Below are 13984 nucleotides of genomic sequence, written 5' to 3' on the forward strand. Positions count from 1 at the left end.
GAAGGCGCTCTGGAAGACTGGAATTTACGCAGAGAGCGGGATGGGGTGTACCGGACCGATTATTCTTGTGTCTGAGGCAAACTGTGAAAAGGCAGCAGAGAACTTGAAAAAAGCCGGGTATATTCAATAAGGCATTTTGGGTAAGGAAACATCCATGTCACTAAGGAAACAACCATGCTGCTAAGTTCGGAAAAACCTCACTAAGTAGTATAAGCAAGTCGACAGGATGTACTTTGTTGCTAAGGCTTGAAAAGACCAGGCCCAAGTAGCATAAGTAAAAGGAGGGCAGATCATTGATTGGATGGACACGTCAGGTCCCCCAGGTATGGGAAGAAATAGAGCAGACTGGGAACTATAAGGTGAAAGAGGAATATATCAGAATTAAAAATGATACGATTGCCGATTTTTATTTAAAACTGTATGAATGGTATACCCAGAAGAGCAGAGCCTATGTTGAAATTCCAGAAGATGCCCGGTATCCAATCTGGTTTTCCCTTTCAGAAGATTTCAGGCTGCAAAAAGTCCCTGGTACAGTGACTATGAGGGTGGAAATTCCTGAAGAAAATGTACTGGTTATTGATATGGAAAAGTGGGATTACCGAGGAAATCTTATGTATGTTGCTATAGACCAAAAAGACAGGGATGATTTTGAAAGAGAATTGGCCCGGTATGGAATTGGTGATGAGACAGCGTTGGCTGAATCCCCAAAAGGAAATTATTATCCTTTACTGAAAAAGAAGGTTATAGACAGTTGGGAGCGCGTGTTTACAATGCCTCCGGCTCTCCTGGAAAAAGGGTTTGCTACAACCTGGGAGATAAAAAAGGAATGGGTAAAGGAGGTAGTGTCCAATGACGAGTGAAGGGAATATCATGATGTGGACCGGGCAGACAGAGATTGTAATGCAGACTTTGAATGAGACTGGACGATATGTGGTAAAACGAAGCTATGTAGAGCAAAAATATAAGGAAACTGCATGGGTTTTTCAAGAAGCATATCAGTATCTTTCACAATGTGCAGAAGGACTGATTCCAAGACCCGAAGATGCAGAAAGCCCTATTTGGGTTTATAAATCCGTGCACCATATTTATGGCGGTGAAGGAATGAACTATTTGGAGCTGGAAGTTCCTAAAAATCAGCTTATTACCTTTGACACCCGAAAATGGAACCGGATTCTGAATCTGAATTATGTCGGAAAGACCGTACATGAAGAGGAAGAATTCCAAAAGTGGCTGGAGAAAAGAGGAATTCGGGATAATTTTTCAATTTTTTCCACGCCATTCTATCCAGTAGAAAAACAGGAAATCAAAAAAAGCTGGAGTAACCTGCTGCAAATACCCGTCGAGGATGATGAGTATACGCAGGGGATGATATGGGAATTAAAGAAAGAATGGATAAAAAGAGAGTGCAAATGACTGCACTCTCTTTTCATATAATAGGAAACCCCTCCGGGGGGCTGCACTACGCGCATAAGAAAATGGCCGCTAAAGCAACCGTGCTTTGGCACTTTATTTCTTAATTTCCGGCCTTTTCTTCATATGTAGCTTTTGCATCCCGGATCAGTGTATTGAATTTATCTGCCTGCCATGCGGATCTTCCGGTAAACAAGCCATCAATAGAAGGTTGTACAATTAATTCGTTTGCATTTCCCGGATTTACACTTCCGCCGTATAATACAGGAATATCTTTTCCTGCATCTCCAAAGATTTCCAGGAGGGTCTCCTTGATTACTTTATGCATTTTTTCAGCATAATCTGCAGAGGCAGGGGTTCCGTTTACGCCGATGGACCACACTGGTTCATAAGCAACCCATATCTTTTCAGTTTGCGACACTGGCACATCATGGAATCCTATCTTTAACTGCATACGCAAAATTTCAGCACTTATGCCAAAATTCTTTTCATCTGCAGTCTCACCAATGCACAGAAGTGCAGTAAAGCCGTGATTCAAAGCGGCCTTTACCTTCTTGTTTTCTTCCACATCAGTTTCACCAAATACATGCCTTCTCTCGGAATGACCAATCATAACAAGGTCAATCCCCATCTCCTTCAGCATGGGAGGAGAAATCTCTCCGGTAAACTGTCCTTCGTCTTCCCAGCACATATTTTGTGCACCGATTTTAACGTAGTCCCGGTCCACACCTTTGGCAGCGCTCTCTAATGTAGTATAGGAAGGGATAATAAATAATTCTATCTCTTCACGGCTGATATCTTTTGTGTATGATACCAGGTCCTGGAGATATGTTACAGTGTCCTGAATATTCTTATACATTTTCAGATTACTTCCAAAATATAACTTCTTCTGCATAACGGCCTCCTTTTATATAGTCCTTGGTAGAATCTGTTTCTATTATAAAGGGAGAGCCATAAAAACGCAACGGAAACACAATGTGTTATAAAATATCAGATATCTTTTTATCTAAAATATTAGGAGTCTCGGTTGGGGCATAACGGCCTACAACGTTACCATTACGGTCTACTAAAAATTTTGTAAAGTTCCATTTTATTTTTTCCCCGATAAGTCCCCCCTTTTGTCTTTTTAAAAAAGAATATAACGGAGATTCATTCGTGCCGTTTACATCAATTTTTGCAAAACGGGGAAAAGTAGTACCGTAGCGTAAAGTGCAGAATGAATGAATTTCATCAATATTGCCGGGTGCCTGTCCGGCAAATTGGTTGCAGGGAAAATCCAGGATTTCAAAGCCCTGGTCTTTGTATTTTTCATATAAGCTCTGCAAGCCTTTATATTGCGGAGTAAAGCCGCAGCCTGTGGCGGTATTTACAATTAAGAGTACTTTACCTTTATATTCACCCAAAGATGTTTCCTGACCGTTCATTGTTTTTACTTTAATTTCATAAATTGACATAGTTGTTCTCCTTTTTGTGGAATAGAACTTTCTTAGTTAGTATTGTTATACTATGTAAAAGGGCATCTGTCAATGATTTTGAACAATTTAATTTTGCAAAATCTAATAAATGATTATTGTGATTTAGAAATAGAAAATAATAAGTCGTATGTATTTTAAGCCTTGACAAGGAGAATGAGAAAAGAGTATATTTATGTTATGGTGTAACCGGTTACATAAAGCTTTCCGGTGTAAAAGAATTAGAAAGGATAAGGAGGAAAAAAATGAAGAAGATATCCCCATCAATGATGTGTGTTGAAATTGACAAACTAAATGAGTATCTGAAGGTATTTGAGGAGGAGGGCATAGAGTATTTGCACATTGACATTATGGACGGTGAATATGTCCCAAACTATACGCTGGGTACGGATTATGTAAAGCAGCTCCGTAAATTAACGAACATTCCGTTGGATGTGCATTTGATGATTAATAATCCAGAAAGAAAAATCGAGTGGTTTGATTTTCAGGAGGGTGAGTATGTGGCTGTTCATCCGGAGAGTACCCAGCATCTGCAAAAGGCTTTGCAGGCTATAAAAGCAACGGGTGCTAAGACAATGGTTGCAATCAATCCCGCTACAACGGTGGAGAGCCTCAGATATGTTCTGGATGATATGGATGGTTTGCTTGTTATGACCGTGAATCCGGGATTTGCCGGACAGAAGGCAATTCCCCAGGCAATCCAGAAAATAGAGGATTGCAGGAATTATTTGGATGCGGAAGGATATTCTAATATTGAAATTGCAGTGGACGGCAATGTCAGTTATGAACTGGCAGGCGAAATGTCGGAGAAATACGCAGATATCTTTGTAGCGGGAACCTCAAGCTTTTTGAACGGATTAGATGGAATACAGGAGGGCATCCGTAAAATGAGAGATATTATTGGATAGAATGTTCCATTCAACGGAGGAAACGGAAAATGCCTAAGGAGTTTACGATTAATGATATTGCAAGGGAAGCGGGCGTTTCAAAGGCGACAGTGTCGCGGGTGTTGAATGAATCAGCTTCCGTTAAGCCGGAGACAAAAGAGCGGATCCTGAATATTATGAAGGAGCGGAATTTCTCCCCGTCAGCAGCAGCGCGAGATTTATCAAGGCAGCAATCCAATACCATTGGTGTGATTGTGCCGGAAGTTGACAATCCCTTTTTCGGGGAGATACTCAGAGGTATTACCGAGATTGCGGACCAGAACAACTATATGCTTGTATGCTGTAATTCAGATGATAGTGCGGAGAAGGATAAAAAAGCACTTTTGATGCTGAAAGAGCATAGAGTGAGGGGGCTGATTTACACTCCGGCAGTTGATTATACAACGAAGGAACAGCAGATAACCATTAATAAGCTTTTGAAAGATTTGAACGCACCTATTGTCATTATGGACCGTCCAACGGACAGTTTGGAGCAATATGACGGAGTATTCTTTGACGATGAGAAAGCCATGTATGAAGCGACAAAAGCGTTAATACAGGCGGGCCATACGAAAATAGGACTTTTGAATGCGACAATGGACAGAGTACTGGCAAGGGGCCGTTATAAGGGCTATGAGCGGGCAATGAATGAAGCCGGAATCCTTATGGAAAGACGGTATATATTTGAAGGCGATTACCGGATGACAAAAGCATATCACTTTTCGAAAAAGCTGCTTTCTATGGAGGACAGGCCCACGGCAGTGCTGGCTTGCAATAACAGAACCAGTCTTGGCTTTTTGAAGGCATTGTATGAGAGAGGCGAGCGTTTATCTAAGGATATCGCCTGTATAGGACTGGACAGGATAGAAGCGTTTGAGATTATAAATAATAAATTTAACTATATTGAAAGGGATGCCAATCAAATGGGGCGCCATGCAATCCGGCTGCTGAATGACAGAATCGCATGTCCGCAGAAACCGCTGGAACAGGTCGTTCTGACACCGGTTCTTAAGATTCATAATTTATAGGCTGGGTTCTGGAGGCGTCAGAAAAGTAATTAGATTGTAACGGTTCTGAACAGATACATTAGAATTTCATATAACAGAATGATATAGGAGGCTATTTATGGAAAAACCTAAGATATTAGTAGTGGGCAGTATGAATATGGATCTTTTTGTGGAAGGAGCAAATACAATTCCTAAATTTGGAGAATCTATTTTGTGTGGAAACTATGGCTATGCCACAGGAGGAAAAGGTTCCAATCAGGCGATTGCAGCGGCTTTGCAGGGAGCAGACGTAACAATGGTGGGACGTCTGGGAGATGATACAAATGGGGAGTCTCTTAGAAAAGAGCTGAAAAAAGCCGGGGTGCATACAGAGTATATTGTAACGGATCCCGACAGGCAGACAGGCCTTGCCCTGATGCTGCTTCACGAGGATGGACGATATGTTTCCTATGTGGCCCTGGGGGCAAACGGAGGCATCTGCGGAGCGGATGTTAAGGCAGCGCTGGACGCCTGCCAGTTTGACATGGTAATTATGCAGTTGGAAATGCCCCTGGAAACGGTGTACCAGACATATGAGCTGGCGAAGGAAAGAAAAATCCCGGTATTTCTGGATGCAGGGCCTGCAATGAATATTCCCCTGAAACGCTTGGAAGGGCTTTTTATTCTCTCACCAAATGAAGCCGAGACAGAAGCTCTGACAGGGATTAACCCTGATACAGAAGAGAAGGCAATTCAGGCGGCAAAGATGTTATATGAAGAAGCAAAGCCGGAATATGTCATTTTAAAGCTAGGTTCCAGGGGAGCGATGCTTTATGATGGAAATAACACAGAACTGATTCCATGCTTTAAGGTGAAAGCAGTGGATTCAACCGCCGCAGGTGATACGTTTGGAGCAGCACTTGCAATCCGCCTTTGCAAAGGAGATGACATGCGGGATGCAATCCGGTTCGCACATGCGGCAGCAGGAATCTGTGTTTCCAGAATGGGAGCCCAGGTGTCAATTCCCAGGGAGGAAGAAGTGGCAGAATTTCTATCACAATCCATCCAGGTAAATTCATAATGATACATCAGGGAAAGCCAAACTTATAAATGAACTGTAACGGACTTTTAAAGAAGGAGACAGATATGAAATTACAATTAGCACTGGATGACTTAACTTTAGAGAAAGCACTTGAATTGACAGAAAAGGTGCAGGATTACATTGACATCATTGAAATCGGAACTCCCTTTGTATACCAGGAGGGAATGCGTGCGGTGGAAGCATTCAGAGAACGTTTTCCCAAAAAGGAGATACTGGCAGATATGAAAATCATGGATGCCGGTTATTATGAGGCAGAAGAGGCTCTGCAAGTGGGGGCAGATTATGTAACGGTTCTGGGAGTGACGGACAACCTGACAATAAAGGGCTGTATTGAAGCAGCAGAAAAATACGGAAAAGAGATTGTTGTAGACATGATTTGTGTGCCTGATTTGCCGAAACGTATCCATGAGCTGGAAGATTTAGGGGCTCATGGTCTGGCGGTGCATGTAGGTACCGACCAGCAGGCGGCAGGACGCAAGCCGATAGACGACCTGCGGGTGATGGCAGAACATTGTAAAAAAGCTAAGATTTCAGTGGCAGGCGGAATCAGTGCGGATACAACAGCAGAATATGCCGCTTTGAAACCGGAAGTGCTGATTGTGGGAAGCGGAATCACGCATGCAGAGAATCCGGCGGAGGCAGCCAAAGCAATAAAAGACAGCATGATTTCAGCAGAAGAACAGTTGTAAGGTTGGAGAACAAAGGGAGGCGGACTCCAAATGTCCGCTTTTGAAAGGAGAATAGGCAGAATGGCGGAAGCAATCATATTAAAAAAAATATTAGAAGAATTGACAGAGAATGCGAAACAGATTCGTCAGGAGGAGCTGGAGCAGTTTGCAGATAACATACAAGCCGCAAAACGTATTTTTGTAGCTGGAGCAGGCCGTTCCGGGTTTGTAGCAAGAGCATTTTCTAACCGGCTGATGCATCTGGGCCTGACCGTTTATTTTGTGGGCGAGCCGACGACTCCTTCCATACAAGAAGGGGATTTGCTGATTATTGCGTCTGGTTCCGGCGAAACCGGCAGCTTGAAAGTTATGGCGGAGAAGGCAAAAAAACAACAGGCTGCGGTGGCTGCTATTACAATATTCCCCGAAGCGTCAATCGGAAGTATGGCAGATGCAGTGATACAGGTTCCGGGAGTGACGCCCAAGAGTGAACTGGAAAATAAAGTGATATCCATACAGCCTATGGGAAATGTCTTTGAGCAGACTGCCTGGCTGATCTTCGATAATATTGTTATGATACTCATGGAAAGACTGGGAAAGACGGAAGAAGAAATGTTCAAGTTACATGCAAATCTTGAGTAAATCGGATAGTTCAATTAGAGAAAGGAGATGATGTCAAATTGGAAATCAAAAGGTTTGGTGTAAAGCAGAGAATGAGTGCAGTCAATGAACATAATGGTGTACTGTATTTTGCCGGCAAAGTGGCGCCTGATACGAGCGTTTCGGCGGCAGAGCAAACGAAGCTGATTCTTGATGCATTGGAAAGGCTTCTAAATGAGCATGGGTCGGATAAAAATCATGTTTTATCCGCGTTAATTCATTTGCATGATTTTTCGGATTTTGATGCCATGAACTCGGTTTGGGATGAATGGATTGACAATGGTAATGCCCCTGCAAGAACATGCGTTGGCGGGGTAATGATGGATGGGAATCCACTTGTTGAAATTACGATCACAGCGGCTAAAAAGTAGAAGAATCCAATTTCTTTAACGCCGCTGAACTTCTGTAATGAGCCGGCTAACTACATAAATAAAGTTCACAATACTAGCGTGGAGAACAGAGAGATAGTTTATTTCTATAAGTGGAGTTTTTTATAGAAATTATCGATAGGACAATTAGAAATATACCTGTTATTATTAATAATAGAAATAAAATAGCAGGAGGAAGAAATGAATATTAAACAAGAGATTAGTCTTAAAAAGGTACAGACAGATGCGGAGGAAAATTTTAGAGAGGGTTATTTTTGCTGTGAAGCACTGATGGCTGCCATTAGAGATAATTTTGATCTGGATGTTCCTGAGGAAGTGGTTGCCATGGCTTCTGGAATGGCAGTTGGAGCGGGGCGTTCCGGGTGCATGTGCGGAGCTTTGAATGGGGGGATTCTTGCTTTGGGAATGTTTTTTGGAAGAACTGAAAAGACAGGACCTCAAGATCCAAAAGTTGTGAAGTGTATGGCGCTTACGAACGAGCTGCATGACTGGTTTAAGAAGGCAAGCGAAAAAAATAGTGTCTGTTGCCGGGTACTGACAAAGGAATTCGACATGAGCAAGGGCGAACATAAAGAACAGTGTATTCATTTTACCGGGCTTTGTGCATGGAAAGTGGCAGATATTATCGTTCGAGAACTGGGACTTGCTAATTTGGATGAAAAGACAGCGTAGGGCGGGGGCAGAGGAAATGAGAGACATAATTAAAAAAATACCGATCCCCCTTTCCGGTGTAATGCTCGGTACGGCAGCTCTTGGAAATCTGCTGCAAAGCTATTCAGAAGGTATCCGCTATGTGTGCGGAATTGTGGCGGGAATTCTTCTGATTTTGCTTCTCCTGAAACTGATTCTGTTTCCGGGAATGATAAAAGAAGATATGAACAATCCGATTATGGCAAGTGTATCCGGGACATTTCCTATGGCATTAATGCTGCTCAGTGTATATGTGAAACCATTTATTGGACAGGCAGCATTTTATATCTGGATTTTGGCAATTCTGCTTCACATTGTTTTAATTATTTATTTTACGGTGAAATTCATTTTTAAGTTACAGATGCCGAAAGTATTTGCCAGTTATTACATTGTGTATGTAGGAATAGTAGTCGCGTCTGTCACGGCCCCGGCTTATGAGAAATTTCAGATTGGAACGGCGGCGTTCTGGTTTGGTTTTATAGCGCTCATTGTACTTTTCATTTTAGTTACAATACGCTATGTCAAATATAAGGAAATTCCGGAACCGGCAAAGCCGCTGATCTGTATTTATGCCGCACCGGTGAGTCTTTGTGTTGCAGGATATGTACAGTCTGTAACGCCCAAGTCATACGGACTTCTGATGGGAATGTTTGCAGCATCCTGCGTTTTATACATATGGGTTCTAATAAAAGCAGCTGAATGTTTGAAACTACCCTTTTATCCGAGTTACGCATCCTTTACCTTTCCATTTGTAATCAGTGCTATTGCTTCAAAACAGACGATGGTATGCCTGATGAATATGGGACATCCGATGCCTGTATTGCAGTATGTAGTACTGTTTGAGACGGCAGCAGCAGTTATACTGGTAGTATATACACTTGTGCGGTTTGGGAAGTTTATTTTCCGGAAGGCGTAAATTTATGTTGATAGAGGGGTGCCTGATATTGCGAAAGTAAGTTATACATGCTATGCTGTAGACATAAAAGAACAACGGTTACGAGAGTGGAAACCTCTAAAACTAAGTAATTGCCTTATGGCAGCCGCCTATCCTGCATTTCAAGACAGGATAGGCATTTTTTGTTTTCGCTTATTCTGGTGGTAGTATGGCATCCCGCTGTGTTTGGTTCAGTTAACTGTTGCCACTTTATAAATTTTTGTATATTATTACATATAGAAAGACAATCACTATCAATAAATAGCGGGATTCTTACTTTGGGAATGTTTTTCGGACATTGATAGCATCATGATATTGTGATAAAATCTAATATAAATATAGGAAGGAGAACCTGTATGAAAAAAATCAGGATACCCGGCACCGAACTTGAATTATCTCCATTGGGAATGGGATGTGAAAATGCAGGTCTGAAGTGGGAAGGGAAGGATGCAGAGTATCTTTTTGATGCCTTTTTGGACATAGGAGGAAATGTCTATGATACGGCGCGGGTATATTCTGACTGGATTCCCCCGGAGACAGGAAGAAGTGAACGTGTTCTGGGAGAATGGATAGCCGCAGGCAAAAAGAGAGATCAGATGGTTTTGATTACAAAAGGCGGACATCCCGATATTACAGGTCTCAGGCCTGACATCCATAAGAGCCGCATGAGTGAAGAAGATATGCGCCATGATTTGGAATTATCCTTAAAAACCTTGCGGACAGATTATATTGATTTGTATTTTTATCATAGGGATGATAAAACAATACCAGTGGAGACGTTAATTGAAACAATGCAGCAGTTTGTGAAGGAAGGAAAAATTCGTTACTACGCCTGTTCCAACTGGTCTTCGGACAGAATAAGGGAGGCAGATACGTACTGCCGGAAACAGGGCTATCGGAGTTTTGTTGCAAACCAGGTACTTTATAACCTTGGCTCCCAGTTTATGAAGCCTCTGGCAGATGATACCCTTGCATACATGGATGAGGAAATGAAGGAATACCATAGGGGAAATCCGCCAAACCTGGCAATGCCATATATGGGAATCTGCAATGGATTCTTCCATAATTTTGTGGAAAAGGGAGCCCATGCAGTGGAGGAGTCCCCCTATTATACAGAAGGCAATATCAGGCTGGCAAATCAGGTGAAAATATTGATGGAAAAGTACAATGCTACGGTAATGCAGGTAGTTCTTGGATTTTTTACATGTCAGGACTTTCAGTGCCTTCCTCTGTATGGGCCCCGGAATGTAGAAAATTTGAAAGAAGCAATGAGAACATTTGATATACCATTTGAAAAAACAGATTACAAAGCAGAAGTATAGAGAGGAGAGAGAAGATGAAAATAGGTATTGGAAACGATCATTCAGCGTTAGAGATGAAAGCTGAAATTATTGAACTTTTGAAGGCAAGAGGTCATGAAGTTGTAGATTATGGGACCAATTGTACGGATAGCTGTGATTATCCCACGTACGGTGAGATTGTGGGACGAGCAGTTGTCAATCACGAAATTGATCAAGGAATTTTGATTTGCGGAACAGGGCTTGGCATTTCCCTGGCGGCAAATAAGGTAAAGGGTGTCCGGGCTGCAGTGTGCAGTGAACCATTTACGGCACACATGGCAAGAATGCACAATAACTGTAATGTACTGGCTTTCGGGGCCAGGGTAATTGGACCGGAGCTTGCCAAGATGATTGTTGAGGTGTGGCTGGATACAGATTTTGAAGAAGGCGGACGTCATCAAAGAAGAGTAGATATGATTGGTGAGATTGAAGATAGATGGGAGTAGAGATTCACGGCCGTGATAAGCTTGTGATAAAATAGAGAGGAATTGATTTATGGCAAAAACAATTCTTGAATGTGATACAGTTTCTTTGGATGAAGAAAATAGTGCGCTGGTGATTGTGGATCAGACGCAGCTCCCCGGCAGGATTAAGCAGCTTTGCCTGACAGAGATTGAAGAAATCTGGGAGGCAATTTACCTTCTGAAGGTCAGAGGGGCACCTGCAATTGGTGTCACCGCCGCAATCGGAGTATATTTGGCTGTAAAGAACATTGAAGCTGTCAATATGGCTGTGTTTTATAAAAGGTTCCAAAAGGCAAAGGCGTATTTAGCCACCTCACGCCCTACAGCCGTAAATCTCTTCTGGGCGCTGGACCGTATGGAAGGGGTAGTTGTAAAGCATATGGACTGTGAAATAAATACAGTAAAAGAATTACTTCGTCAGGAGGCTGTCAATATTCGTAATGAAGACATAGAGGTGTGCCGCAGAATCGGGGAGAATGCCCTTGAACTGGTTAAACCGGGATACGGGCTGCTGACCCACTGCAATGCCGGGCGGCTGGCCGCGGTAAAGTATGGAACAGCAACTGCCCCCATGTATTTAGGACATGAAAAAGGATATAAATTCCGTATTTATGTGGATGAGACCAGGCCGCTTCTGCAGGGAGCACGTCTGACCGCTTTCGAACTTCAGGAGGCGGGGATGGATGTAACGCTGATTTGTGATAATATGTCAGGCACAATTATGCAAAAAGACATGGTAGATGCAGTGTTTGTAGGATGTGACAGGGTTGCTGCAAATGGAGACACGGCAAATAAAATTGGAACATCTGTTGTGGCGGCAGTGGCAAAACATTACGGAGTTCCATTTTATGTGTGTGCGCCTACATCTACGATTGATATGTCATTGGCCGCAGGGAGTGAAATTCCTATAGAGGAACGCTCTCCTGAGGAAATTACAGAAATGTGGTATGAACAAAGAATGGCGCCAAAAGGGGTCAAAGTATATAATCCATGTTTTGATGTGACCAGTCATGAGCTGATTACAGGGATAGTAACGGAATATGGAATAATGCGGGCACCATATGAAGAATCGCTTAAAAAATTAAAAAATATATAAGAATGAAAAATGTGTTTCTTCTGTACTCCAAGTGTGTTAGAATATTAACATACAAAAAAGTTATACCTCTTGAACTGCTAATGTTCTGGAAGGTACGCTGTTTTTTACTTAAAATGTGGTGTTGGACGGTTTAGGAATACTTTTCTGAGATTACGTAGGGGGTGGAACGGTATGGAGGAACGCAGAAGAAAAATATTGCAGGAATTGGATGAGAGGGGAAAGGTTCGCGTAAATGAATTAAGTGCTGAGCTTGATTGCTCCGAAGTGACGATTAGAAATGACATTAAGTGTATGGAACGCGCAGGGCTTCTGGTCCGTACTCATGGCGGAGCTTTAAAAATAGAAGAAAACCCGCTGAAAAAGTATTCATCAGAAAGCGTTTACCGTAATACAGACAGAAAGAGATCGATTGCGGCATGTGCTTATGAGTTTATCGAAGACAGAGATACGATTATTATTGATGATGCATCTACCAGCTTTTATCTGGCATTGCATATTAAACAGCACCCTGGGAAGCGGATTGCTGTTGTGACGAATTCCCTAATGTCCGGCAATGAACTTGCAGGCTTGAAGCATGTTGAGCTCTATATGGTCGGAGGGCCGGTTGGCGGACATTTAGCCGCGACGATGGGGGATGAGGCCGTTACAGATATTTCCAGGTTCCATGTGGATAAAGCTTTCATTGGTGTACATAGTATTAACTTTGATGTGGGAATTACCTCCATAGCAACACCTCAGATGCAGGTGAAACAAGCAATTCTAAAAACAACGGATAAGGTATATGTGCTGGCTGACAGCAGCAAGTTCGGAGGAGGGTATTTGTCGGTGATATCCCCGCTCAAGGGAATTTATAAGATTATCACCGATAATCAGGTAAATAAGGAATATATCAGGCGGGCGGAGAAAGAACAGGTACCGTTGGTGATAGCATAGAAGTACACCTTATTGAACGTTAGCAGTCCAATAAGCAGGAAATGCTGCCGGATGGTCCGGCAGCATTTGGGGGATTATTTTCTATTCTTCAATTTCAGAAAGCAGGTCTTCCAACACTTCCTCTACAGATTTTGTTACGTAAGTAGAATAGTAGGATATTCCTGGCGCCGCATTGGACATTGCATAGCTGGTACCGGCAAGCTGAAGCATCTCCACGTCATTGTACTGATCCCCGAAAACCATACATTCCTCTGGTTTTACACCCAGGAGGTTTATCAGGCTTTCCAGTGCCGTTCCCTTATTAGATCCCGGAGCGAGGAAATCAATCCATGTATTTCCAGAGGTTACGGTTTTAATCTCACTGCCAAACATATCCTGCAGGTATTTGAGGTATTTATCTACGATGTGGGGCCCGTCTTCCATGCTGCATATGGCAATTTTCAGAATAGGCCCTTCTACTTTCGAAAGGTCTTCCACAATTTTTACGGTATTCTGCATAATATTTACAATATGATTGACAAATACCGGGTCATTATTTTCCAAAAAACAGGCATCTTCCTTTGACAACATAATTTCAAAATGCTTTTGGCGTTTAAGTTCTGTAATAATTTTGGCTGCAAGGTCATCCTGAATCGTGGCACGGGAAATGATTTTTCCCTTATGTATACAGAGAGCGCCGTTTTCTGCAATATAAGAGATTTCATCTTTAATCTCTTCGAACATTCTTCTTTGATTATCATACTGCCTTCCGCTGGCTGCTACAAAATATATGCCTTTTTGTGTAAGCTGATGAATCAGTTCAATGGCACGAGGCGTGGGTTTTTGTGCACTGCCCTGAAGAAGCGTGCCGTCCAGATCACTTGCTACTAATTTGATCATATAAACCTCCATGTTTGTATCTTATGTATATTTCG

At 42.4% G+C, this 13984-nt stretch carries 17 protein-coding genes and 1 pseudogene; 15 read left to right on the top strand and 3 right to left on the bottom strand.

Going from position 1 to position 13984, the window contains the following annotated elements:
* From A8805_RS23045 to A8805_RS19045, 3 genes and pseudogenes are all read left to right on the top strand, one after another.
* Positions 1-130, top strand: a pseudogene (locus A8805_RS23045) (glycine reductase); the annotation flags it as partial.
* Positions 131-293: 163 nt separating this feature from the next.
* Positions 294-860, top strand: a complete 567-nt coding sequence (locus tag A8805_RS19040) for a DUF3841 domain-containing protein (RefSeq protein WP_109714120.1) — start codon at positions 294-296, stop codon at positions 858-860.
* The gene (locus tag A8805_RS19045) at positions 850-1413 is read left to right on the top strand and encodes a DUF3841 domain-containing protein (protein ID WP_109714122.1); all 564 of its coding nucleotides are present in this window, start codon (positions 850-852) and stop codon (positions 1411-1413) included. Before A8805_RS19040 ends, A8805_RS19045 begins: the two co-directional genes overlap by 11 nt.
* A gap of 100 nt (positions 1414-1513) precedes the next feature.
* On the opposite strand, the gene A8805_RS19050 is transcribed toward A8805_RS19045, so the two are convergent.
* Together A8805_RS19050 and A8805_RS19055 are read right to left on the bottom strand one after the other, a co-directional pair.
* Entirely contained in the window at positions 1514-2305 is a 792-nt protein-coding gene (locus A8805_RS19050; protein ID WP_109714124.1) for a triose-phosphate isomerase, read from the bottom strand.
* An 85-nt stretch (positions 2306-2390) separates the two neighbouring features.
* Positions 2391-2864 carry a glutathione peroxidase gene (locus A8805_RS19055; protein WP_109714126.1) on the bottom strand — a complete coding sequence of 158 codons (474 nt, stop codon included), beginning with the start codon at positions 2862-2864 and terminating at the stop codon, positions 2391-2393.
* Positions 2865-3127: 263 nt separating this feature from the next.
* Here A8805_RS19055 and A8805_RS19060 point away from each other — a divergent pair, with 263 nt between their 5' ends.
* The 12 genes from A8805_RS19060 (at position 3128) to A8805_RS19115 (ending at position 13070) form a co-directional block, all read left to right on the top strand.
* Positions 3128-3790: a ribulose-phosphate 3-epimerase gene (locus tag A8805_RS19060; RefSeq protein ID WP_109714128.1), complete on the top strand. Its 663-nt coding sequence runs from the start codon at positions 3128-3130 to the stop codon at positions 3788-3790.
* A gap of 29 nt (positions 3791-3819) precedes the next feature.
* Positions 3820-4836 (top strand): LacI family DNA-binding transcriptional regulator, encoded by a 1017-nt coding sequence (locus A8805_RS19065; protein WP_109714130.1) that lies wholly within the window; start codon positions 3820-3822, stop codon positions 4834-4836.
* Positions 4837-4933: 97 nt separating this feature from the next.
* Positions 4934-5875: a ribokinase gene (locus A8805_RS19070; RefSeq protein WP_109714132.1), complete on the top strand. Its 942-nt coding sequence runs from the start codon at positions 4934-4936 to the stop codon at positions 5873-5875.
* A gap of 65 nt (positions 5876-5940) precedes the next feature.
* Positions 5941-6585, top strand: coding sequence for a 3-hexulose-6-phosphate synthase (gene hxlA / locus A8805_RS19075; protein ID WP_109714134.1), 645 nt, complete (start codon positions 5941-5943; stop codon positions 6583-6585).
* 60 nt (positions 6586-6645) lie between these two features.
* On the top strand, positions 6646-7206 hold the full coding sequence (gene hxlB / locus A8805_RS19080; protein ID WP_109714239.1) for a 6-phospho-3-hexuloisomerase: 561 nt from the start codon (positions 6646-6648) through the stop codon (positions 7204-7206).
* A 38-nt stretch (positions 7207-7244) separates the two neighbouring features.
* Positions 7245-7595, top strand: coding sequence for a RidA family protein (locus A8805_RS19085; protein WP_207657732.1), 351 nt, complete (start codon positions 7245-7247; stop codon positions 7593-7595).
* Positions 7596-7793: 198 nt separating this feature from the next.
* Positions 7794-8285: a C-GCAxxG-C-C family protein gene (locus tag A8805_RS19090; protein WP_109714135.1), complete on the top strand. Its 492-nt coding sequence runs from the start codon at positions 7794-7796 to the stop codon at positions 8283-8285.
* 16 nt (positions 8286-8301) lie between these two features.
* On the top strand, positions 8302-9219 hold the full coding sequence (locus A8805_RS19095) for a TDT family transporter (RefSeq protein ID WP_109714137.1): 918 nt from the start codon (positions 8302-8304) through the stop codon (positions 9217-9219).
* 374 nt (positions 9220-9593) lie between these two features.
* Positions 9594-10559 carry an aldo/keto reductase gene (locus tag A8805_RS19100; protein WP_109714139.1) on the top strand — a complete coding sequence of 322 codons (966 nt, stop codon included), beginning with the start codon at positions 9594-9596 and terminating at the stop codon, positions 10557-10559.
* Positions 10560-10573: 14 nt separating this feature from the next.
* The gene (gene rpiB, locus A8805_RS19105) at positions 10574-11023 is read left to right on the top strand and encodes a ribose 5-phosphate isomerase B (protein WP_109714141.1); all 450 of its coding nucleotides are present in this window, start codon (positions 10574-10576) and stop codon (positions 11021-11023) included.
* A 49-nt stretch (positions 11024-11072) separates the two neighbouring features.
* Positions 11073-12137, top strand: a complete 1065-nt coding sequence (mtnA, locus tag A8805_RS19110; RefSeq protein ID WP_109714143.1) for an S-methyl-5-thioribose-1-phosphate isomerase — start codon at positions 11073-11075, stop codon at positions 12135-12137.
* Between the two features lie 171 nt (positions 12138-12308).
* On the top strand, positions 12309-13070 hold the full coding sequence (locus A8805_RS19115; protein WP_109714145.1) for a DeoR/GlpR family DNA-binding transcription regulator: 762 nt from the start codon (positions 12309-12311) through the stop codon (positions 13068-13070).
* Between the two features lie 81 nt (positions 13071-13151).
* On the opposite strand, the gene A8805_RS19120 is transcribed toward A8805_RS19115, so the two are convergent.
* Complete coding sequence (locus A8805_RS19120) at positions 13152-13949, bottom strand: HAD family hydrolase (RefSeq protein WP_109714147.1); 798 nt, start codon at positions 13947-13949, stop codon at positions 13152-13154.
* Positions 13950-13984 lie beyond the last annotated feature (35 nt).

Origin of the sequence: Faecalicatena contorta (assembly GCF_003149105.1) — a bacterium.
Taxonomy (GTDB): domain Bacteria; phylum Bacillota; class Clostridia; order Lachnospirales; family Lachnospiraceae; genus Muricomes; species Muricomes contortus_C.